At 67.5% G+C, this 24,455-nt stretch carries 6 protein-coding genes; 2 read left to right on the top strand and 4 right to left on the bottom strand.

The window, feature by feature from the left end; translation table 11 throughout:
• From A5732_RS21635 to A5732_RS21620, 4 genes are all read right to left on the bottom strand, one after another.
• Positions 1 to 1,432 (bottom strand): condensation domain-containing protein (locus A5732_RS21635; protein ID WP_253189098.1); only part of this gene is annotated, 1,432 nt, incomplete at its 3' end.
• 617 nt (positions 1,433 to 2,049) lie between these two features.
• A complete protein-coding gene (locus A5732_RS21630) occupies positions 2,050 to 9,699 on the bottom strand; it encodes a non-ribosomal peptide synthetase (RefSeq protein WP_076103259.1) in 7,650 nt (2,549 codons plus the stop codon).
• The gene (locus tag A5732_RS21625; RefSeq protein ID WP_076103258.1) at positions 9,696 to 19,937 is read right to left on the bottom strand and encodes a non-ribosomal peptide synthetase; all 10,242 of its coding nucleotides are present in this window, start codon (positions 19,935 to 19,937) and stop codon (positions 9,696 to 9,698) included. Before A5732_RS21625 ends, A5732_RS21630 begins: the two co-directional genes overlap by 4 nt.
• A 46-nt stretch (positions 19,938 to 19,983) precedes the next feature.
• Positions 19,984 to 20,214 (bottom strand): MbtH family protein, encoded by a 231-nt coding sequence (locus tag A5732_RS21620; RefSeq protein ID WP_003877688.1) that lies wholly within the window; start codon positions 20,212 to 20,214, stop codon positions 19,984 to 19,986.
• Positions 20,215 to 21,091: 877 nt separating this feature from the next.
• Here A5732_RS21620 and A5732_RS21615 point away from each other — a divergent pair.
• Both A5732_RS21615 and A5732_RS21610 read left to right on the top strand, forming a co-directional pair.
• Positions 21,092 to 21,511 (top strand): MmpS family protein, encoded by a 420-nt coding sequence (locus A5732_RS21615; protein ID WP_065056161.1) that lies wholly within the window; start codon positions 21,092 to 21,094, stop codon positions 21,509 to 21,511.
• Positions 21,508 to 24,405, top strand: coding sequence for an RND family transporter (locus A5732_RS21610; protein ID WP_076050950.1), 2,898 nt, complete (start codon positions 21,508 to 21,510; stop codon positions 24,403 to 24,405). The genes A5732_RS21615 and A5732_RS21610 overlap by 4 nt, the downstream gene beginning before the upstream one ends.
• Positions 24,406 to 24,455 lie beyond the last annotated feature (50 nt).

Raw genomic sequence — 24,455 nt, 5'->3', positions numbered from 1 at the left:
CCCCACACCTCAGCGCCACCGCACCCGGAACCCGCGCCACCTGCCCGGCAAACAACCCCACCACCGACACCGGCACCACCGACCGGCACAGCGCGAAACGGTTGCCCCACTGGTCGAGCCGAGCGTGCTCGCCCTCGTCGACCACATCCAGTGACCTCAGCCGCCGGGTGGGGTCGGCCGTCATCGCCGCCAGGAGCTGCTGCAAACGTGCCGCCAGGTCGGGGGCGTCGAGGCCGCACCAGGGCGGCCACATGCCCGCCGTGCTGAGGAAGAGCTCGTCACCGTCGCTGGAGAAGATGAGGCCGAAGCCGTCGGCCTGACCGGAGTTCGTGTACGACGCCGAGGCCGTGACGCCGCCGAATGGCAGGGTGAACGCAGACGGGATGAAGTTGACGCTGACTCGTTCGGGCGACTTTGTCAGGCCGCGGACCTTGCGCTCGAGGGCGTGCACCGGGAATCGCTGGTGCTGCACCGCCTCGTCGATTCGACTCTCGACATGCTTGCAGAACTCGGCGACCGTCGCTCCTGGTGCGGCGGTGACCACCAGCGGCACGACGCCGGCCACCATGCCGGGAAGCGTCTTCAATTCCGGGCGCACTCGCCGGTTGACCGGGAAATCGAGTACCACTTCCGGGCCCTCGGCGCACCACCCGCGAACCAACAGCGCGCACGCCGCGGTGATGACCGACGTCTGCGATACGCCCCAGACGTCGGAGAACCGATGCACCCGGCGCACGACCGCGGGGTCCAGCGCGACCGGGGCGGACGGCCACGGGTCACGCTCCCCCGCGCCGTCGGGCGTGTGGTGCTGCGCGTCGCTGTCCGGGGGCAGGTTGGCGTTCCAGTAGGCCTCGTCGTCCCGGTATTCGGCGGAGGCTTCGTAGTCCGATTCGCAGTCGATCAGCTCCCGCAGTGAGCCGAATACGGCCGTCGGGATGGGCCCGGCGGACGCGATCGCGGAGTAGATGGACGCGATGCGGTGGCCGACCAGCCCGACGCCGGTCCCGTCGATCACGATGTGGTGGCAGCACGCGAAGAAGAAGAACTCGTCACGCCGGGTCTGGAAGAGCACGAACTTGAATAGCGGCCCGGTGAGCGGCATGGGTGTGCGCTGGATGGCCAGCGCTCTGCGACGGGCTTCTTGCTCGGGGTCGGGTGAATCGCTCAGGTTGACGAACGTCAGCTCGACGTTGGGGTCATCGATCGGCCGCTGGACGACTTGGCCGTCGATCTCGAAGAAGGCGACCCGGGTCGGTTCCGCCTCGTGCACCGCTTGCCGGATCGCCCACTGCAGGGCGTCGCGCTGGACCATGCCGTTGATCCGCACGAACAAGCCAAGCTGCCACTCGGTGTCGGAGTGACCCGTTTCCTGCGCAAGCCAGATGTCGAGCTGCCCGCGCGTAAGCGGAAGTGCCTGGTTGTCAAGCTCCATCCGACTCCCCAACCACAGGGTGTTCCTTTCAACCCCCCGGTTGAGTGAAGCCGCTCGCGCAGATGCTCAGGCCATGGTGCCGTTCGCTTCTGCTCGAGGTAGCTCGGGCGCTAGGCGCAGTCCGCATTGCGGCGCTTGACCTGGCATTCGGGCCCAGCGTCGGCAAAGACCGACCGCATCCTTTGTTGCCGCTCGTCGTTGGCCGAGGCGACCGAGCCGGCCGGCGCCGCCATCGAACGGTCGACGCTTACCCACTCCGAAGACCCCGTAGTCCACATGAGTGCAACAGTTGGGACGCTAGTAGACGAGCACCCCGTAGGTCTAGGGTTATTCAAACTTAATGTCCTGTGAATTAGCCAAAGCAATAGACTTAATCCAACGTTTGGGCCCTGCTGCATACTGTTAGTACTGACTAAGATCTCATCTGGGCCATACGGTATGGCATGGTTCGGGGGGTTTCGGCATTGGTCGCCACGCATTGCGGCATTGACCGTTATTGCCCAGTTATAGGTCGCCAGATCCCCGCCGGCAGTGGCCGGCCATCAAGACGAATTGCGCATTACCCAAAAGCGGCGTGGCCCGAATGGACCACGCCGCTTTCGGACTCCTCGAAGGGATTACAGCAAACCGAGCAATTGCAAGTCGGTGACGTACTTGACGATCACCGACGCGCTGACATGCGGGATGTCATTGTCGGAACCGACCTTCGCTTCCTGCACCGCGGCGCGGAAGCGATCCGTCGGGGCGAAGGCACCCCGGGCCGGCTCGGCCGGCTGCAGGTTCTTCGGCTCCCGCAGCAGCAACGTCAACATCTGCAGGACCGAGTTCTGCCGCTGCCGTTCCGGCAGGCCGCGCAGGCCGGTCTCGAAGCGCTGCAACCACTCGCCGAAGTCGCCGACGCGCTCGATCGGGTAACCGGCTTCGATCAGCCAGTCGACGTATTCGTCGAGCCCGATGCCGTCGTCGTGCGGGTTCATCACGTGGTACGTCTCGAACCCGTCCATCACCTGGGCGCCCAGTTTCGCGATGGCTTCGGCGACGAACTCGACGGGCAGGCCGTCGAAGTGCGCGTTCTGCCGGTTGCCGTCGGCGTCCAGCTGGTAGAAGGACTTGGGCGCGGTGCCGGTGGCCACCACGCTCAGGATCATCCGGGTGAAGATGTCCGCCACGTTGAGCTGACCGGCGTAGGTGGTGTCGGCCAGGATCATGTCGGAGCGGAACACCGAGACCGGCAGCCCGCACAGGTCGTTGGCCTCGCGCAGCAGGACCTCGCCCGCCCATTTGCTGTTGCCGTAACCGTTGGCGTAGCCGCCGTCGATGACGCGCCGGGCGCTGATGACCCGGATGTCGCCGTCCTCGGTGAACTCCGCCGGGTCGATCTGGCGGCCCACGTCCGAAGTCGACACGTACGCGTATGGCTTCTTCTTCGTGGTGAGCGCCAACCGGATCAGCTCCGCGGTGCCCCCGACGTTGGGGGTGAACAGCTCGTTGTAGGGCAGGACACCGTTGACGACGGCCGCGGAGTCGACGATCAGGTCGACGGTGTCGGCCAGCCGCTGCCACGTCTCCTCGTCCAGGCCGAGGTTGGCCTGGCCCTTGTCGCCGGCGACGACCTGCAGGTGCTCTTCGGCCAGTTCCTGGAAGTGCTGCAGCAGCTCCGGGTCACCGCTGTCGAAGGTCTTCTCCAGACGGCGCCACGCGTCCTCGTCGGACCTGGCCCGCACCAGGCAGATCAGCTTGCCGTCGACCTGTTCCAGCTGCTCGAGCCATTCCAGTGCCAGGTAGCGACCCAGGAAACCGGTCGCTCCGGTCAGCAGGACCGTGCGGACCTCGGCGCTCGGGCCGGGCAGCGTCGGCGCGGTCGACAACGTCGTCGCGTCGATGAACTTGTCCAGCGTGAGGTCGCGGGCGAACACCTCCTTGGCGTCGGCGCCGTGCACCGCCGCGAAGCCGGGTCCCGCCGCGCCCTCGGTGTCGGCACCGCTGGTGATCCGGTGTGCGAGGGCGCGCACCGATTGCGAGTCGAACAGGGTGCGCACCGACAGGGCGCCGTCGACGGCGGTGTTGATCTCGGCGATCACCCGCATCGCGGACAGCGAATCCCCGCCCAGCTCGAAGAAGGAGTCCTCGACCGACACCCGCTCCATGCCGAGGACGCGGGCGAAGATGTCGGCGACGATCTCTTCGGTCGGGTCGGCCGGCGCGATGTACTCGCCGCCACGCTTCTGGTACTCCGGTGCGGGCAGGGCGCGCTTGTCCAGCTTGCCGTTGACCGTCAGCGGCAGCGCGTCCAATACCACCACCGCGGCCGGCACCATGTAGGCCGGCAGCCGGTCAGCCAGCTGGATGCGGATTCCGACCGGGTCGGCGGTTCCGGTGATGTAGCCGACCAGCCGCTTGTCACCGGGACGGTCCTCGCGGGCGATCACCGCGGCCTGCTCGACTCCGTCCAGTCCGGCGAGGGCCGCCTGCACTTCGCCGAGCTCGATGCGGTAGCCGCGCAGCTTGACCTGCTCGTCGGCCCGCCCCAGGTACTCGAGCTGACCGTCGCGGCCCCACCGGACCAGGTCGCCCGTGCGGTACATCCGCGCACCCGGGGCGCCGAACGGGCAGGCGACGAAGCGGCCCGCCGTCAGACCAGGCCGGCGCGAATAACCCGTGGCCACACCATGACCGGCGATGTACAACTCGCCGACGACACCCTCGGGTGCCGGGCGCAGCCACCGGTCCAGCACGAACAGCGCGGCGCGCGGCACCGGCGAGCCGATCGGCGCCGATCCCGTTCCGCTCTGCAGCGGCGCGCTCATCGCCGCGTACACCGTGCCCTCGGTCGGGCCGTACGCGTTGATCATCACCCGTCCGGGCGCCCACCGATCGACAACCTCGACCGGGCAGGCCTCACCGGCCACCACCAACGCCGTCGACTCGAGACCCTCCGGCGAGAGCATGCCCACCGCCGACGGGGTCTGGCTCAACACGGTGACCCCTTCGGAGACCAGCAGCGCGTGCAGGTCGTCGGGCGAGGCCGCGACCGACTCGGGCACCACCACCAGGCGGCCGCCGTGCAGCAGCGCGCCCCAGATCTCGTGCACCGACACGTCGAACACCAGTGAGTGCCACTGCGCCCACACCCCCGCCTCCGGCAGGTCGGCGTGCAGCGTCTCCAGCAGCTGCGCGACGTTCTCGTGGGTGACCGCCACACCCTTGGGGACACCGGTGGTTCCCGAGGTGTAGATGACGTAGGCGATGTTGTCCGACGACGGGATCGGCAGCGCCGTGCTGGCCTGGTCGGCCAGCGCCGGGTCGTCGACGTCGATGACCGTCGGGCTGCAGCCGTCCAGCCGTCCTCGCAGGCCCGCGGTGGTGACCACCGCCACCGGCTCGGCGTCGGCGAGCAGGAACTCGATCCGCGCGGCCGGCAGTGCCGGGTCGATCGGCAGGTAGGCCGCCCCGGTCTTGAGCGCCGCAAGGATCGCGACGATCGCGTCGGCGGAGCGGGAGAACAGCAGCGCGACGCGCTCGCCCGGACCGGCGCCCTCTTCGATCAGCAGGCGCGCCATCCGGTTGGCGGCCTCGTCGAGTTCCCGATAAGTCATCGTGCGGCCGTCGAAGGTCAGCGCCGCCGCGTCCGGGGTGCTGGCCACCTGCGCGGCGAACATGGCCGGGATGGACTTGCCAGTCCCCGGCTGGTTCAACACCGCGCGGTTGCCGCGCTCGTCGAGCCACGCGTGCTCGTGCTCGTCGACGACGTCCAGCGACATCAGCCGTCGGGCCGGGTCGACCGTCATCTCCGACAGCACCCGCTGGAACCGCTCGGTCAGCTTCTCGATGCCGGCCGAGTCGAACACCTCGGTGTCGAATTCGACGCGCAGGCCCAGCTCGCGGCCCGGAAGCGCCATCACCGACAGCGGGTAGTGGTTGTACTCCCGGTTGGTGACATCGGTGATGGCCAACTCGTGGAAGCCCAACGGCACGCTGGTGTCGATCGGGTAGTTCTCGTACAGGAACAAGGTGTCGAACAGCGCGTCGTGACCGGTCACGTGGTGGATGTCGCTCAGCGCCAGGTGCTCGTGCTCGAGGGTGTCGTTGTGGTGCTGCTGCAGCTGATCGAGCACGTCGGCGACGGTGGTCTCGGAGGTGATGCTGGCCCGCACCGGCACGGTGTTGATCAGCAGACCCACCATGGACTCGGCGCCGATCAGGTCGGCCGGCCGGCCCGACACCGCGGTACCGAAGGCGACGTCATGCTGGCCGGTCAGGCGCATCAGCAGCTGCGCCCAGGCGGCCTGCAGCACGGTGTTGACGGTGGTGTGGCACGAGCGGGCCAGCTCGCCCAGGGCGAGAGTGGTCTCCGCGGACAGCCGGTAGGACTCCACGGCCCGCCGGCCGAGCCGCATCCGGCCCGCCGGGCCCACCAGGGTGGGCGTGTCGAACCCGTCGAGGACCTGGCGCCACGCAGCTTGCGCGGCGGTGCGGTCCTGTCCGGCCAGCCACGTCAGGTAGCTGCGGTAGGTCGCCGGCGCGGGCAACTGGTCGCCGTAGTAGTTGGCGAGGATCTCGCGCAGCAGGATGGGCAGCGACCAGCCATCCATCACGATGTGGTGGTTGGTCAGGACGAACCGGTACCTCTTGTCCGCGGTGCGGATCAGCGCGGCCCGGAACGCCGGACGGTTGGCCAGGTCGCTCACCGCGGCGCGCTCGGCGGCGCACAGCTCCTCGACCCGCTGCTCGGGATCGAGATCCTCGGCTTCCAGCTGGATGTACCGCCAGGCCATGACCGGGTCGGCCGGGATGACCTGGACGGGCTCACCGAACTGAGGGCAGAACCGGGCCGCCAGGTTGGGGTGGCGGTTGACCACGGTGTGCACGGCGTCGTGCAGCCGGTGCGAGTCCAGCTCACCGGTCACGGTGATGCCGAGCTGCACCGCATAGACATCGTCGCCCGGGTCCTGCGCGAAGCTGGCGTGGAACAGCAGCCCCTGCTGCAGCGGGGTCAGCGGCAGGATGTCGGCGATCTGGTGCTGCTTGCTCAGCTCGTCGATCTGCGGCTGGTTCAGGCGCGCGGGCGCGATGTCCGACGGGGTCAACCCGCCGCCACCGCCCTGCACGTGGGCGCAGATGCCGGTCAGCGCCTCGAACCACAGCTGGCTGAGCCGGCTGATCTGCTCGCGGTCCATCGCGGAGGCCGCCCACGTCCAGTTGGCGTGCAGGTGGGGGCCTTCCTCGGTGTCCATGGTGCCGGCGTTGAGGTCGACGGTGTGCATCAGCGGCATCGCCACCGCCGCGGCCGCGCCGCTCAGCGACAGGCTGTCGGGGCTCAGCCGCCACAGCTCACCGGGCAGGTCGGCGGCCGCACCCAGCCGCCCCAGGTAGTTGAACCCGATCACGGGGTCGGATCCACCCAAGTCGATGTCGGGGTTCAGGTAGCGCAGCAGGCCGTAGGTCAACCCGTCCGGCAGGGCGCGCAGCTGCTCCTTGGTGGCCTTGATCGCCGCGCCCAGCGCGTCGTCGCCGGCGACCACGTTCGCCCAGTCCAGGCCATCGACCTTCAGCGACACCGGGTACTTGGTGGTGAACCAGCCGACGGTGCGGGACAGGTCGACGTGCGGGCCGAGCTCTTCGTGACGACCGTGGCCCTCGACGTCGATGCCGATCGGCCTTCCGCTGCCGAGGAACTCCGTCCAGGCCATCCCGAACGCGATCAGCAGAATGTCCTGCACCCCGGCATGGAACGCCGCGGGCACCTCGCCCAGCAGCAGCCGGGTGGTCTCGACGTCCAGCGACACCGACAACTGCTCGGCGGTCTGGTAGGTGTCCTCCTCGGGGCGCACCGCCGGCAGCACGGCCGGGGTCGCGACCACCTCGCGCCAGGCGTCGGCCTGCTCGACCACCGCCGGGCTCTGTGCGTGCTCGGCCAGCAGCGAGGACCAGCGGGCGAACGAGGTGCCGCCCGCAGGCAGCGCCACCGGCTGGCCGCTGTGGTGCTGCGCCCAGGCGATGTTGAGGTCCTCGATCAAGGTCCGCCACGACACGCCGTCGACGGCGACGTGGTGGATGATCAACGCCAATTGGCTTGTCTCGCTTGCCCAGACGGCGCTCACCATCACTCCGGCGCCCGGGTTCAGCCGTGACCGCGCAGCCACCAGCGTCGCGTCGGACAGCTGCTCGACCGACTGCAGGCAGTCGGCGGCCTGCACGGTGCCCGGTTCGGGCGCCTGCAGCGACCACCCGCCGTTGCCGTCGTCCTCCACGCGCAGCCGCAGCATGGGGTGGCGGTCCAGCAGGGCCTGCAGCACCACCAGGACGTCCTCCGAGGTGACGCCCGCGGGGGCGGCCAGCACCATGGTCTGGTTGAAGTCGTCGATCGGGCCCTGCACGGTTTGCAGCCAACGCATGATCGGGGTGGCCAGCACCGGCCCGATCCCCTCGTCGACCACGGCGTCCTCGTCGTCGGCGTCGGTGGCCACCCGGGCCAGCCGGGCGACCGTCTGCTCGACGAACACGTCGCGCGGGCGGCACATCACCCCGGCCGCGCGGGCCCGGGCCACCACCTGCATCGACAGGATGCTGTCCCCACCGAGGTCGAAGAACGAGTCGTCCACGCCGACCCGCTCCACGCCGAGCACCTGGGCGTAGATGCCGGCCAGGATCTCCTCGGTGTGGTTGCCGGGGGCGCGGTATTGGCCGCCGCGCTTGTGGTACTCGGGGGCGGGCAGGGCGCGCTTGTCCAGCTTGCCGTTGACCGTCAGCGGCAGGGTCTCCAGCACCACGACCGCGGCCGGGACCATGTAGGCCGGCAGCCGCTTGCCCAGCTGGGTGCGTAGCTCGGTCGGGTCGGCGGTCCCGGTGATGTAGCCGACCAGGCGCTTGTCGCCGGGGCGATCCTCACGGGCGATCACCGCCGCCTGGTCGACGCCGTCCAGCGAGGAGAGGGCCGACTGGATCTCGCCGAGCTCGATGCGATACCCACGGATCTTCACCTGCTCGTCGGCGCGGCCCAGGTACTGCAGCTGCCCGTCGGCGCCCCAGCGGACCAGGTCACCGGTGCGGTACATCCGCGCACCCGGCCCACCGAACGGGCAGGCCACGAAGCGCGACGCCGTCAGTCCGGACCGGCGCGCATAGCCGGTGGCGACGCCACGGCCGGCCACATACAACTCACCGACCACGCCTTCCGGCGCGGGCCGCAACCACTTGTCCAGGACGAACAACGCCGCGCCGGGAACCGGCGACCCGATCGGCGGAGCACCCGACTCGGCCGCCAGCGGCGTGCTCATCGCCGCGTACACGGTGGCCTCGGTCGGGCCGTAGGCGTTGATCATCACGCGTCCGGGCGCCCACCGGTCGACCACCTCGGCCGGGCAGGCCTCACCCGCGACCACCAGGGCCGTGGAGTCCAGGCCCTCCGGCGAGAGCATGCCCACCGCGGACGGGGTCTGGCTCAGGACGTTGACCTTCTCGGCGACCAGCAGGGCGTGCAGTTCGTCGGGCGAGCCCGCGACGGACTCGGGAACGACCACCAGGCGTCCGCCGTGCAGCAGCGCGCCCCAGATCTCCCAGACGGAGACGTCGAAGACGAGCGAATGCCACTGCGACCAGACCTTCCCCGGCCCGGTCGGCAGATCGGCGTGCAACGTGCGCAGGAACTCGGTCACGTTGCGGTGCGTGACCGCGACGCCCTTGGGCGTCCCCGTGGTGCCCGAGGTGTAGATCATGTACGCGATGTCCTCCGGCGCCGGCCCCGCCAGCGCACTGCTGGGCTGGCCGTCCGCCGCGGCTTCGTCGACGTCGATGACGGGCAGGTCGAACCCGTCCAGCCGGGTGCGCAGGCTGGCCGTGGTGACCACCGCGATCGGCGTGGCATCGCCGAGCATGAATTCCATCCGCGCCGACGGCAGCGCCGGGTCGATCGGCAGGTAGGCCGCGCCGGTCTTCAGCACCGCAAGAATCGAGACGATCGCCTCGGCCGAGCGGGAGAACAGCAGCGCAACGCATTCGCCCGGGCGCGCGCCCTGCTCGGCCAACAGGTGCGCCAGCCGGTTCGCGGCCTGATCGAGCTCGCGATAGGTCAGAGAACGGTCGCCGAAGGTCAGCGCCACCGACTGCGGAGCCTTCGCCACCTGGATGGCGAACATCTCCGGGATCGACAACGGAGCCTTGACCGGCTTGGTCAGTACCGCCCGGTTGCCCCACTCGTCGAGTCGATCGTGCTCGCCGCCATCCAGCAGATCGATCGACAACAAGCGCCGTCCCGCACCGACGGTCATGACTGTTCCTCCAAGTCCACGGTCATGGCTTCCAGCACCCGCTTAAACCGCTCTACGAGCTTGTCGATCCTCGCCTCGCCAAAAACGTCTGTATCGAACTCGACGCGAAGGCCTATTTCGTGGCCTGGCACGGCTTGCACCGAAAGCGGGTAGTGGTTGTATTCCCGATTCGTGAATCCAGTAATAGTTAACTCGTCCACGGCCGATAGCGCGGCAGTATCGATGGGATAGTTCTCGTACACGAACATTGTGTCGAAAATTTGGTCATGTCCCGTTACACGATGGATATCGTTCAGTGCTAAATGCTGGTGGTCCAGGGTGTTCGTGTAGGTGCGTTGCAGCTGGTCAAGCAGGTCGGCGATGGTGGTTTCGGCGCCGATAGTCGCGCGCACCGGGACGGTATTGATCAAAAGGCCAACCATGGCCTCGGATCCGGCCAATTCGGTCGGACGGCCCGAAACCGCTGTGCCAAACACCACATCGTGCTGTCCGGTGAGCCACATCAGCAGTTGCGCCCAGGCTGCCTGTAGCACCGTGCTGACGGTGGTGCGGCATGAGCGGGCCAATTCGCCCAGCAAACGGCTGGTCTCCGCGGACACGTGGAACTCCGCAACACCGCGCGGACCGAGGGCCATGCGCCCCGACGGGCCCACCAGCGTCGGGGTGTCGAAACCCTCGAGCACCTCGCGCCAGGCCGCCTGAGCCGCGGCACGATCCTGCTCGGACAGCCAGGTGATGAAGCTGCGGTACGGCACCGGCGCGGGCAGCCGCACCCCGAAGTAGCTGGCGAAGATCTCTTGCAGCAGGACCGGCTTGGACCAGCCGTCGAGCACGATGTGGTGGTTGGTCAGCACGAACCGGTAGGTGTTCTCCGCCGTGCGGATCAGAGCGCCCCGGAACGGCGGCTGCCCGGCCAGATCGCACACGGCGATGCGTTCGGCGGTGGACAACCGCTCGACCTGCTCCGCGATGTCACCGTCGGTGTCCAGTTCGACGTACTGCCAGGCCAGCACCGGATCGGTCGTCATGACCTGCACCGGCTCCCCGAAGTCCTCGGAGAAGCTGGCCACCACGTTGGGGTGGCGGGTGATGACGGTGTGCACCGCCTCGCGCAGCCGCTCCGGATCGACGGCGCCCGTCACGGAGATGTCGAGTTGCACCGCATAGAGGTCCTCGCCGCCCTGGGCGGTGCCGGTGTGGAACAACAGTCCCTGCTGCAACGGCGTCAGCGGCAGCACGTCCGCGATCTGGTACTGCTGCTGCAGTTCGTCGAGGTCCCGCTGGCTGAGGCGGGCGGGCGCGATGTCGGACGGGGTCAAGCCGCCGCCGCCGTTGCGCACGTGCGCGCAGATGCCGGCCAGGACGTCGAACCACAGTTCGCTGAGCCGGCTGATCTGCTTCTCGTCCAGCGCCGAGAGCGCCCACGTCCAGTTGGCCTGCAGGTGCGGGCCGTCCGCGGTGTCCATGGTGCCGGCGTTGAGCTCCACCGTGTGCGGCAACGGCAGCGCCACCGCGCCGGCCGCACCGGCCAGCGCGAAGCTGTCCGGATCCAGCTGCCACAGATCGGCCGACAGTTCGGCGGCCCCGCCACCGAGTCGACCCAGGTAGTTGAATCCGATGACCGGATCCGAATCATCCAATGCCGCTTCGGGATTCAGGTAGCGCAGCAGCCCGTAGGTCAAGCCGTCGGGCAACGCGCGCAGCTGTTCCTTGGCGTCCTTGATCAGCCCGCCCAGGGCCGCGTCACCGCCGATCACCTGCCCCCAGGACAGTCCACCGATCCGCAACGACACCGGGTACTTCGCGGTGAACCAACCGACCGTACGGGACAAGTCCACCTGCGGGCCCAGCTCTTCGTTGCGTCCGTGGCCCTCCACGTCGATGGCGATCGGCGCGCCGGTGCCCACGAATTGGGTCCAGGCCAAGCCGAACGCGATCAGCAGGATGTCTTGCACCCCGGCGTGGAACGCCGCGGGCACCTCGCCCAGCAGCAGCCGGGTCGTCTCGACGTCCAACGACGCCGAGAGCTGTCCGGCCGTCACATAGGTGTCCTCGGGCTGCGCCTGCGGCAGCACCGCCGGGACGGCGGCCACCTGCCGCCACTCCTCCAGCCGCTCGACCACCTCGGGCCGGCGCGCGTATTCATCCAGCAGCGACGACCACCGCGCGAACGAGGTGCCGCCCACCGGCAGCGCCACCGGCTGGCCGCTGTGGTGCTGCGCCCAGGCGATGTTGAGGTCCTCGATCAGGGTCCGCCAGGACACCCCGTCGACGGCCAGGTGGTGAATGATCAGCGCCAATTGGTTTGTCGCACTTGCCCATACGGCACGCAGCAGCACACCGTCGGCCAGGTTCAGCCGCGAGCGCGCGTCGACCAGCGCCGCTTCGGACAACACGTCGACCGACTCCACGCAGTCGCCGGCCTGCACCGAGCCCGCCTCGGGCACGTCGAGCGACCAGCCGCCGACGCCGTCGTCCTCGACGCGCATCCGCAACATCGCGTGCCGATCCAGCAGCGCCTGCACCACCACCGGCACGTCGTCGAACGTGACCTCAGCCGGCGCCGCCAGCACCATGGTCTGGTTGAACTGCTCGACCGGGCCGTCCATGTTCTGCAGCCAGCGCATGATCGGGGTGGCCACCACGGCCCCCAGCCCCTCGTCGACCACGTCGTCGTCGCCGCTGGCCACCGTGGCGACTCGCGCCAGCTTGGCCACCGTCTGCTCGACGAAGACGTCGCGCGGGCGGCACACCACTCCGGCCGCCCGGGCGCGCGCCACCACCTGCATCGACAGGATGCTGTCGCCGCCGAGGTCGAAGAAGGAGTCGTCGACACCGACCCGCTCGACACCCAGGACCTGGGCGTAGATGCCGGCCAGGATCTCCTCGATCGCGCTCACCGGCGCGCGGTAGCGGTCGGCGTCGGAGTATTCCGGCGCCGGCAGCGCGCGGGTGTCCAGCTTGCCGTTGACCGTCAACGGCAGCGCGTCGAGCACCACCACCGCCGAGGGCACCATGTAGCTCGGCAACCGCTCGCCGAGCTGGGCGCGAACCTCGGCCGGGTCGGCGGTTCCGGTCACGTAGCCGACCAGGCGCTTGTCGCCGGGCCGATCCTCGCGGGCAATCACCGCCGCATGCTCGACCCCGGACAGCGAGGCGAGGGCGGCCTGGATTTCGCCGAGTTCGATGCGGTACCCGCGGATCTTGACCTGTTCGTCGGCGCGGCCCAGGTACTGCAGCTGCCCGTCGGCGCCCCAGCGGACCAGGTCGCCGGTGCGGTACATCCGCGCACCCGGCGCCCCGTACGGGCAGGCCACGAATCGGGTGGACGACAGGCCCGGGCGGCCGACATAGCCGGTGGCCAGCCCGCCCCCGGCGACGTACAACTCGCCGACCACGCCGACGGGCACCTGGCGCAGCCAGCCGTCGAGCACGAAGAAAGCGAGGTTGGCCAGCGGGACCCCGATGGGACTGACGTTGCTGTCGATGTCTCCGTCGATGATCTCCCGGAACGAGGCGTGCACCGTGGTCTCGGTGATGCCATACATATTGATCATGCGGGGCAGGCCAGGGTGGCGGTGCAGCCACGTCGACAACCGGTGCGGCTCCAGCGCCTCACCACCGAAGACCACCGTCTGCAACTTCAGCTGCTCACCCAATTCGGGCGCCAACGCATCGGCGCTCTGCAATGCGTAGAACGCCGACGGCGTCTGACTCAGGACGCTGACCTGCTCGCGCACCAACAACGCATGCAGGTCTTCAGCCGAGCGCACCACCGCATCCGGCACCACCACCAGACGTCCGCCGTACAGCAGTGACCCGAAGACCTCCCATACCGAGAAGTCAAACGCCAGCGAGTGACATTGGGTCCACACTTGGCCCAACCCGAGTTGAGCATCAAGTGTCTCCAGCAACAACGTCACGTTGCCGTGCGGGATCGCCACGCCTTTGGGCGTGCCCGTGGTGCCCGAGGTGTAGATGATGTACGCGATGTTTTCCGGAGCCGGCACCGGCAGGGCCGTCGTCGGTTGGGTGCGCACGGCGGGGTCGTCGATGTCGACGATCAGGCCGTCGAACCCGTCCAGCCGGGAGCGCACCTCGGCGGTGGTCACCGCCGCGACCGGTGCGGAGTCACCGAGCACGAACTGTAACCGGGCCTCCGGCACGCTCGGGTCGATCGGCACGTAGGCCGCCCCGGTCTTGAGCACGGCGAAGATCGCCATCACCGCTTCGGCGGACCGCGGGATCACCACTGCCACCCGCTGCCCGGGGCCGGCGCCCTGCTCCGTGAGCAAGTGCGCCAACTGGTTTGCCGACTCGTCGACCTCGCGGTAGGTCCACGACCGCTCGCCGCAGGTGATCGCCACCGCGTCAGCGGCGCGGGCCACCTGCGCGGCGAACAACGCCGGAATCGACGCCTGCCCCCGCGGCCGGCGCGCCAGCATCGCCCGGTTGCCCCACTCGTCGAGCCGCTCGTGCTCGGCGGCGTCGAGCAGATCGATCGACGAAAGTCGTTGTGCGGGATCGGCGGTCATCATCGCCATCACCTGGCGCAACCGCTCGATCAGCCTTTCGACGGCGGACGCCTCGAACACCTCGGTGTCGTACTCGACGCGCAGGCTCAGTTCGTGTCCCGGCGTGGCCACCACGGAAAGCGGGTAGTGGTTGAATTCGCGGCTGCTGAATTCGGTGACGGCCAACTCCTGGACGCCCAGCAACGCTCCGGCATCGATCGGGTAGTTCTCGTACAAGAAGAGCGTGTCGAACAGTTGGTCGTGGCCGGTGACGCGGTGAATCTCGTTGAGCGCCAAGTGTTCATGCTCGAGAGTCTCGGCGTGGACGCGTTGCAGCTGCTCGAGCAGGTCGGCGACGGTGGTCGCGGCGGCGATGTCGGCCCGCACCGGAACGGTGTTGATCAACAAACCGACCATGGCGTCCGCGCCGGGCAGTTCGGTGGGCCGGCCCGACACCGCGGTGCCGAAGGCCACGTCGTGCTGGCCGGTCAGCCACGTCAGCAGCTGCGCCCACGCACCCTGCAGCACGGTGCTGACGGTGGTGCGGCTGGCACGCGCCAATTCGCTCAGGGCTCGGGTCGTGTCGGCCGAAACCGTATAGGTGGCAACGGCGCGCCGGCCGATCTTGCCGGGCGGCGCCACCAGCGTGGGCGCTTCGAATCCGTCGAGCGCCTCGCCCCAGGCCGCTTGGGCGCCGGCTCGATCCTGAGCGGCCAGCCACATCAGGTAGCTGCGGTACGACGGGGGCGCGGGCAGCCGCTCGCCGTAGTAGCCCGCGAACACCTCGCGCATCAGGACCGGCAGCGACCAGCCGTCGATGACGATGTGGTGAATGGTGAGCAGGAACCGGTGCCGGTCGGGTGCGGTGCGGATCAACGCGGCCCGGAACGCGGGCTGGCCGGCCAGATCACAGACGGCGGTGCGCTCGGCCGCGGACAGCTGCTCGACCTGTTCGTCGACGTCACCACCCGTCAGCTCGACGTAGTTCCACGCCATCACCGGCTCGGCCGGAATGATCTGCACCGGCTCGCCGAATTCGTCGATGAACCGGGCCGCCAGGTTGGGGTGGCGGTTGACGACGGTCTGCACCGCGTCGCGAAGCCGTTGCGGGTCAAGGGAACCGCTCACCGTGATGCCGAGCTGCACGGCATAGAGGTCTTCCAGTTCCTGCACGAAGCTGCTGTGGAACAGCAGCCCCTGCTGGACGGGGCTGAGCGGCAGCACGTCGGCGATCTGGTGCTGCTTGCACAGCTCGTCGATCTGCTGCTGGTCCAGGCGGGCGGGGGCGATGTCGGACGGGGTCAACCCGCCGCCGCCGGCGCGCACGTGCGCGCAGATCCCGGCCAGCGCCTCAAACCACAACTGGCTCAACCGGTTTACCTGCTCGTCGGTCAGCGCCGACGGCGCCCACCGCCAGTTGGCGTGCAGGTTCGGCCCGGCCTCGGTGTCCATGGTGCCGGCGTTGAGTTCCACGGTGTGCGCCAAGGGCATTGCCACCGCGGTGGCCACGGCGGCCGACGAGAGGCTGTCCTCGCTGACGCGCCACAGATCCTCGGAGAGATCGGCTCCCGCGGCCAACCGGCCCAGGTAGTTGAACCCGATCACCGGGTCGGGACCGTCGAGGTCGACTTCGGTGTTCAGGTAGCGCAACAGCCCGTAGGTCAGACCGTCGGGCAGGGCGCGCAGTTGTTCCTTGGCGTCCTTGATCACCGCACCCAGCGCGGCCTCACCGGCGACCACCTGCGACCAGGTCAGTGTGCCGTTGATCTTCAGTGCCGCAGGGTATTTGGTGGTGAACCAGCCCACCGTGCGCGACAGGTCCACGCGCGACACCACCTCTTCGTGGCGGCCGTGTCCTTCGATGTCGATGCCGATCGGGGTGGCTTCACCCAAGAATTCGGTGAACGCCAGCCCGAACGCGATCAGCAGAATGTCTTGCACCCCAGCGTGAAACGCAGCGGGCACCTCACCCAGCAGCAGCCGGGTGGTGTCGACATCCAGCGACGCCGTCAACTGCCCGGCGGTCGCGTAGGTGTCCTCGGCCTGCACCGCCGGCAGTGCCGCCGGGGTCGCCGCCACCTGCCGCCACGCGTCGGCCTGCGCGGTCACCTCCGGGCTCTGCGCGTAGTCGGCGAGCAGCGAAGACCAACGGGCAAAAGACGTTCCGGGCACCGGCAAGGCCACTGGCTGGGCGTTGTGAAGCTGGGCCCAAGCGATGTTGAGGTCTTCGATCAGGGTCCGCCACGAGACGCCGTCGACCGCAAGGTGGTGAATGACCAACGCCAATTGGCTTGTCGCACTTGCCCATACCGCGCTCACCAGCGCCCCGTCGGCCACATTGAGCCCGCCGCGGGCCTCGATCAGCGCCGCATCGGACAACGTGTCGACCACGCGCAGGCAGTCGCCGGCCTGCACCGAGCCCGCCTCGGGCGCCTCGAGCGACCAGCCGCCGGCGCCGTCGTCCAGCACGCGCAGCCGCAGCATGGGATGGCGATCCAGCAGCGCCTGCAGCACCGCCGCCACGTCGGCTTCACTCACGCCGGCGGGAGCCGCCAGCACCATGGTCTGGTTGAACTCGTCGATCGGGCCGTCGATGGTCTGCAGCCAGCGCATGATCGGGGTGGCCACCACCGGCCCGATCCCCTCGTCGGCGGCACCGAACTCACCGTCGGCCGCCACCTCGGACACCCGCGCCAGGCGAGCGACCGTCTGCTCCACGAAAATGTCTCGGGGACGGCAGATTACGCCCGCGTTGCGCGCCCGCGACACCACCTGCATCGACAGGATGCTGTCGCCGCCGAGGTCGAAGAAGGAGTCGTCGACGCCGACGCGCTCGACCCCCAGCACCTGGGCGTAGATGTCGGCCAGGATCTCCTCGATCGCGTCGGCCGGGGCCCGATACTCGCTCGCGGCGTATTCGGGCGAGGGCAGGGCGCGCTTGTCGAGCTTGCCGTTACCGGTCAACGGCAGGGTGTCCAGCACCATCACCGCGGTGGGGACCATGTACGGCGGAAGCTTGTCGGCCAGCGCCGCGCGTAGCACCGCGGGGTCGGCGGTTCCGGTGATGTAGCCGACGAGACGCTTGTCGCCGGGGCGGTCCTCGCGGGCGATCACCGCGGCCTGGTCCACTCCGTCGAGCCCGGCCAGCACGGCCTGGATTTCGCCGAGTTCGATGCGGTAGCCGCGGATCTTGACCTGCTCGTCGGCGCGACCCAGGTACTGCAGCTGGCCGTCGGGGCCCCAGCACACCAGGTCTCCGGTGCGATACATCCGCGCGCCCGGGCCGCCAAAGGGGTTGGCCACGAACCGCGATGCGGTCAGGCCGGGCCGGCGCACATAGCCGTGCCCGACGCCGCGACCCGCCAGGTACAACTCGCCGACCACTCCGGCGGGCACCGGCTGCAGCCACTTGTCCAGCACGAACATCGCCGCGCCGGCTATCGGGGAGCCGATCGGCACCACCGGTGATCCGGGCACCAGCGGCGTGCTAATCGACGCACACACCGTGGTCTCGGTCGGACCGTAGGCGTCGAGCATCACGCGCCCGGGCGCCGCCCACCGATCGACGACGTCGGTCGGGCAGGCCTCGCCGGCCACCACCAGCACCGTGTCCTCCAGGCCGTCGGGCGGCAGCATCGCCACCGCCGACGGGGTCTGGGTCAGCACGCTGACTTTCTCCGCGACCAGCAGGTCGTGCAGATCCGCCGGCGAGGACGCGACAGATTCGGGCACGACCAGCAGCCGCCTACCGCGCAGCAGGGCGCCGAAGATCTCCCAGACCGAGAAGTCGAAGGCCGAGGAGTGGCATTGCGTCCACACGTTCCCCTCGGGCAGACCGGCGTCGAGCGACTCCATCAGCCACACGACGTTGAATTGAGGAATCGCAACGCCTTTGGGGGTTCCGGTGGTTCCGGAGGTGTAGATGATGTACGCGGTGTTCTCGGGAGCCGGCAGCGGCAGGGCGGTGTTGGGCTGGCTGTCGATGACCGGGTCGTGCACATCGATGACGAGGACGTCGTGGTCGTCCAGCCGAGAGCGCAGCTCCGCGGTGGTGATCACCGCACTGGGTGCCGCGTCTTCGAGCACGAAATCCATCCGCGACGACGCGTGCGCCGGATCGATCGGCACGTACGCCGCCCCGGTCTTGAGCACCGCCATCATCGAAACGATGGCGTCGGCGCACCTGGGGAACAGCACCGCCACGCAGTCCCCCGGGCCGACCCCGCGGTCGGCGAGCAGATGGCCCAACCGGTTGGAGGCCTCGTCGAGTTCCGCGTATGTCATGGAGCGGCCGTCGAATGTCACCGCGACCGCGTCGGGCGTGCTCTGCACGTGCTCGGCGAACGCCTGGGGAATCGACACGGGGGCGGGCACGGGCTCGTGCAGTGCCGGCCGGTTGCTCCACTCGTCCAGGAGGGCGGGCTCGTCGGGGGTCAGAAGTTCGATCGACGACAGCGGCCGCTCCGGGTCAGCGGTCATCTCTTCAAGGATCTGCTGCAACCGGCCCGCCAGGTCGGCGACGCCGAAGCTGGCGAACGGCTGGCCCGGGCCCGCGGTGCTGAGGTGCAGCTGGTCACCGGCGCCGAGGAAGAACAGGCCGAAGTGCCCGACCGGGCCGTGGTTCGTGTACGACGCGGTCGCCGGAGCGCCGGCGAGGTCCAGCGTCAGCCGGGACGGAATGAAGTTGATCCCGACGCGATTCGGCGCTTGCCGCAGCCCGTCGCCCTCGAGGGTGTGCACCGGAAAGCGCTGGTGGTGCAGGAGTTCACGGATCCGGATGTCGACGTGCTTGCAGAAATCGGCGACGGTCGATTGCGGCTCCGTCGCCAGGACCAGCGGCACGACGCCGGCGAGCATCGCGGGAAGCGTTTTCGACTCCGGACTCACCCGCCGGCTGACCGGGAAGTCGAGCGCCACCTCCGAGCCGCTACCGGACCAGCCGCGCACCAGCAGGGCGCACGCGGCGGTGGTGACCGAAAAACGGCGGATGGCAAGCTTTTTCGACAGCTCCTTGATCCGGTTGGCAACCGAGGGGTCCAACTGCACGGACGCGGAGGGCGAGTAATGGTCGCGCTCGCCGGCGGCGTCGGGCAGGCGATCAACCGGTCCGCTCTCCGGCGGCAGGTGCTCGCTCCAATAGGCCTTGTCTTCGGCGTAGTCCTCGGAGGCTTCGTACCCCGACTCCAGGTCCACCAAGTCCTGCGTCGAACCGAAGTAGGCGTCGGGAATCGGCTTTCCGGCCACCATCGCGGAGTAAATGGTTGCAACCCGTCGGCAAACAAGGGCCATGCCCAGACCGTCGATGGCGATGTGGTGGCAGCACCCAAACAAATAGAATTCCTCGTGCCCCGTTTGAAAAAGCACGAATTTGAACAGCTGGCCGTTCAACGCCATTGGCGTGCGCTGAATGGACGAAGCCCGTTCGCGGGCTTCCTGCACCGGGTCGGCGGCGCTCCTCAGGTCGTCGAACGTCAGCTCGACGAGCGGGTAGTCGACCGGCTTCTGCACGACCTGGCCGTCGACTTCGAAGAAGGAGACCCTGCCCGGCTCGGCCTCGGCGACCGCCTGGGTAATCGCCTGTTCGAGCGCATCACGATGGACGATGCCGTCGATTTTGACCAGGAGACCGAGCTGCCATTGCGTGCCGGCGAATCCGGCTTCTTGGGACAACCAAATGTCAAGCTGCCCGCGCGTTAGCGGAAGTGCCCGATCTTCCCTCTCCATCGACTCCCCCAAGTCTCCACCGCCACCCGCCCCGTACCCCGACTCGTTATTGGTCAAAACCCCGACCCGTTGCGAGCTTGTCGCGCAGGCTCTTCGGCCGAATGTCAGGCCAATGCTGCTCGATGTACTCCAAACACGCAGCTCGGTCGGCTTCCCCGTGGACCACTCGCCAGCCAGCTGGAACATCGGCGAAGGCTGGCCACAAGCTGTGTTGCTCCTCGTCGTTCACCAGGACGAAAAAGCTGCCGTTGTCGTCGTCGAATGGGTTGATGCTCACAATTCTCCAGGATGCATAGTGGACATGAGTGGAACAGGTCCAAACCATAGTTGAGCCCTAGATCGCTCGCCCGCGGTTTGGACAAAGTTCCTGGTGTGACCTAGAAGGCGTTGACGCCATCCCGTGATTGGTGTGCGACGGGCCCCGATGCCCCGAAATTCGCTGCAGTGACCTGCATCAATGGCGTTGACTGCGAAATATCGCTATTGGAGCAGGCACGTCCTTCAGGCCGATGAAGTTATTGTGCTTGTCGGCACACAGCCTAGCCGAAGCCATGGGGCCCGGGAAAATCACCCGGAGGCGAACCTGGCAGGCGAAACCTGGCCGGGTGCGGGCAAGACGGCGCGGGCTCGCCCACCCGGTGACACCGTGCACCCGCTGTGCTTAGGTGAGTAGGCGGCTTGCGAAGAAGAGAAGCGAACGAAGAACGTTCGGACGCTCAGCAAAACGCCGTTTATGCACGCGAGGGGCATTACGATCCCGTATCGCGTTGCCAAAGCACTGATACGGAAGCGACTGGCGTGGTTTACTCAACAAGACCTGGTCGCGCTCCCAGGGGGCGGAGCTCGCATGAGGTGTCCGAGGCACGACTGGTCTGCCACGTGCACCACATTCGCAGCGCCGCAGTCTGGCGTGTCGCGACAAGTGTGTAGTTGCATGTTCGAGCGGCGAGAACCGGCCGGGCATGAACAGGGCTGAAGGGGGTGCAGTGGTCGAATCGGATGTCCGGGCCCGGCCCGACAACACCATCGCGGAAGGACGAGACATTAGCCAACGTCGGTTCCTAGGCTTTGGTCGTCGATCTTCAACGGAACCCGTGCAGCAAAGCGGCCCCCGGACGACTCGCACCAAGAGGGGACCTGGGATTTTTGGCTTCCTGGGCAGGTTGTGGATTCCGCTGGTCATCGTGGCCGTCGTCGTCGCTGGAGGCATGACGGTCTCGCGGCTGCACGGTGTCTTCGGCTCCGAGAAGCGCCCGACCTATGCCGAATCCAGGCAACAGGACACCAAACCGTTCAACCCCAAGCACGTGAAGTATGAGGTCTTCGGCCCCGCCGGGTCGATGGCCGACATCAGCTACTTTGACGCCAACGGCGAGCCGAACCACATCAACGGTATCGAGCTGCCGTGGACGTTCGACATCTCGACGACGCTGCCATCGATCGTGGGAAATGTGGTCGCGCAGGGCAATAGCGATAGCCTCGGCTGCCGCATCGTGGTCGACGGTGTCGTCAAAGCCGAGAGGATCTCGCACGAAATGAACGCGTTCACCTACTGCGTGTTGACGGCCACATGAGTGCGCCGCCGCAACTGGAGACCATCCAGCCGGCCGCGCGACCACGTATCGCGCGGATCATCCATCGCCTGGCGGTTCCCATCATTTTGGGCTGGCTCGGGATCGCCGTCGTGCTCAGCGTCGCCGTCCCCTCGCTGGACAAGGTCGAGGCGGAGAATGCGGTCTCGCTGAGCCCGTTGGGCGCACCGTCCTTCAAGGCCATGGAGCGGCTTGGCCAGGACTTCCACGAGACCAACTCCGGCGCGTTGGCGATGATCCTGCTGGAGGGCCAGCAGCAACTCGGCGATGAGGCGCACAGGTATTACGACCGCTTGGTCCAGCGGCTGGAAGACGACCACGCGCACGTGCAGCACGTCCAGAACTTCTGGGGCGACCCGCTGACCCGCGGCGCCGCACAGAGCCAGGACGGTAAGGCCGCATATGTACAGGTGAACCTGAACGGTAACCAGGGCGCGGCCGCGGGTGACGCGTCCGTCGCGGCCGTTCGAAAGATCGTGCAGGAGGCCTCGCCCCCAGCGGGATTAAAGGTCTACGTGACCGGGCCCGCACCCATCATCGCGGACATGAACATCGCCGGTCAGCAGAGCATCATGCTGGTTACGCTGGTCAGCCTTGGCGTGATTTTCCTGACGTTGCTGCTCGTCTACCGGTCGATTGTCACGGTCATTCTTTTGTTGCTGATCGTCGGCCTTGAATTGCAGATCGCGCGCGGAATGGTCGCGCTGATCGGCCATCTCGGGTTGGTCGGCCTTACCACTTTTGCCGTCAACCTGTTGGTCGCCGCTGTTATCGCGACGGGCACCGACTACGGCATCTTCTTCGTCGGCCGATATCAAGAGGCGCGGTACGCGGGCGAAAGCCGAGAAGAGGCCTTTTACACCACGTTCAACGGCGTAGCCAAGGTTGTACTTGCATCGGGTCTGACGATCGCCGGTGCGGTGCTCTGCCTCAGTTTCACCCGACTTCCTTTTTTCCAGCCACTGGGTATCCCCTGCGCCGTCGGTATCTCCATCGCAGTCCTGGTCGCGATAACGCTGGGCCCGGCTCTTCTGGCCGCCGGAGCCCGGTTCGGTCTGTTCGACCCACGGCGCGCACTCTCGACCCGCAGGTGGCGACGGATCGGTACGGCCATCGTGCGGTGGCCGGCACCCATCCTCATCGCCTCGTTGGCCGTCTCGCTGATCGGGCTGTTGACGCTGCCGAATTACAAACCCAGTTACGACGACCAGAAATTCATTCCGGCGCGCATTCCCGCCAACGTCGGGTATGCCGCCGCGGCCCGGCACTTCCCCGGCCAGCGGATGTCGATGCCGGAAATTCTGTTGATCGAGACCGATCATGACTTGCGTAATCCGACGGACATGCTCGTCATCAATAAACTCGCCAAGGGCGTTCTGGCGGTGCCCGGAATCGCGACGGTGCAGACCGTAACCCGACCTGAGGGTACGCCGCTGCAGCACACGACAATTCCCTGGATCATCAGCATGGGTCAGGCCAGCCAGATGCAGAACATGGCTTTCCAAAAAGACCGCATGAACGACATGCTCACCCAAGCCAACGAGCTGGGGAAGATGATCGGCCTCATGCAGCACATGCTGGACCTGATGCGGGAACTCGTCGCCACCACGCACCACATGGTCGGGACAACGCATGAAATGCAGGACATCACTTCGGATTTGCGAGACAAGGTCTCGGATTTCGAGGACTTCTGGCGCCCGATCCGCAGCTACTTCTACTGGGAAAAGCACTGCTACGACATCCCGATCTGCTTCTCCCTGCGATCGATTTTCGACGCGATCGACGGCGTTGACGAGGTCACCGACAAATTGGGCGACCTGGTGAAGGACCTGGACCAGCTGGATGCGATCCTGCCGCAGCTGGTCATGCAGATCCCGCCCATGATCGAAACCATGTCGGGCATGCGCACCATGATGCTGACCATGCACAGCACCATGTCCGGCGTCATGGGCCAAATGGATTCGAGCGCAAAGGACCCCAGTGCGATGGGGCAGGCGTTCGATGCCTCCAAGAATGACGATTCCTTCTACCTGCCGCCCGGGATCATCAACGGGTCCGAGTCGTTCAAGCGGATCGAGAAGGTGTTCATGTCGCCGGACGGCAAGGACGTCCGTCTGCTGATCTCCCAGCGGGGCGACCCGTCGACGCCCGAAGGCCTCGCCCGGGTCGAACAGATCAAGACGGCGGCCGAGGAATCGCTCAAGGGCACTCCCCTGGAAAACGCCAAGATCTATTTGACGGGTACCGCGGCGATTACCAAAGATCTGGTGGACGGGTCCATGTTCGACCTTTTGATCGCCGGCGTATCCGCGATCTGCCTCATTTTCATCATCATGCTGATCATGACCCGAAGTTTCATTGCCGCCATGGTCATCGTCGGCACGGTTCTGCTTTCACTCGGCGCGTCCTTCGGGTTATCCGTGCTGGTCTGGCAGTACTTGCTGCACATGCAACTGCACTGGAGTGTGCTTTCCACCTCCGTGATCGTGCTGTTGGCGGTGGGCTCCGACTACAACTTGCTATTGGTCTCCCGAATGAAGGAGGAGTTGGCTGCCGGGATCCACACGGGCATCATCCGCGCCATGGCCGGTACCGGAAAGGTCGTGACGAACGCCGGCCTGGTGTTCGCCTTCACCATGGCCTCGATGGGGGTCAGCGAGCTGCGCAGCATCGGCCAGGTGGGAACGACGATCGGCATCGGCTTGATCTTCGACACGCTGATCGTGCGGGCGTTCATGACGCCGTCCGTCGCCGCATTGCTGGGACGCTGGTTCTGGTGGCCACAGTTGGTGCGCCCCCGTCCGGCCAGCACGATGCTGCGGCACACCGGCCCCCGTCCGTTGGTCCGTTCACTGCTCCTGAAGCAGCCGCAGTAAGTGGCGGCTTTCCGCTTCAAAATGGGGACAGCGACCTTGGGAAACACTGT

Source organism: Mycobacterium colombiense (assembly GCF_001953985.1).
In the GTDB taxonomy this organism is placed as follows: domain Bacteria; phylum Actinomycetota; class Actinomycetes; order Mycobacteriales; family Mycobacteriaceae; genus Mycobacterium; species Mycobacterium colombiense_B.
The sequence above is the reverse complement of the archived record's forward strand: the minus strand, read 5'-3'. Positions and strand labels throughout refer to the sequence as shown.

Bases quoted from the DNA above. Each gene is read 5' to 3' on its own strand.
- A5732_RS21630 (WP_076103259.1), bottom strand. From the start codon at position 9,699: ATGACCGTCGGTGCGGGACGGCGCTTGTTGTCGATCGATCTGCTGGAT.
- A5732_RS21625 (WP_076103258.1), bottom strand. From the start codon at position 19,937: ATGGAGAGGGAAGATCGGGCACTTCCGCTAACGCGCGGGCAGCTTGAC.
- A5732_RS21610 (WP_076050950.1), top strand. From the start codon at position 21,508: ATGAGTGCGCCGCCGCAACTGGAGACCATCCAGCCGGCCGCGCGACCA.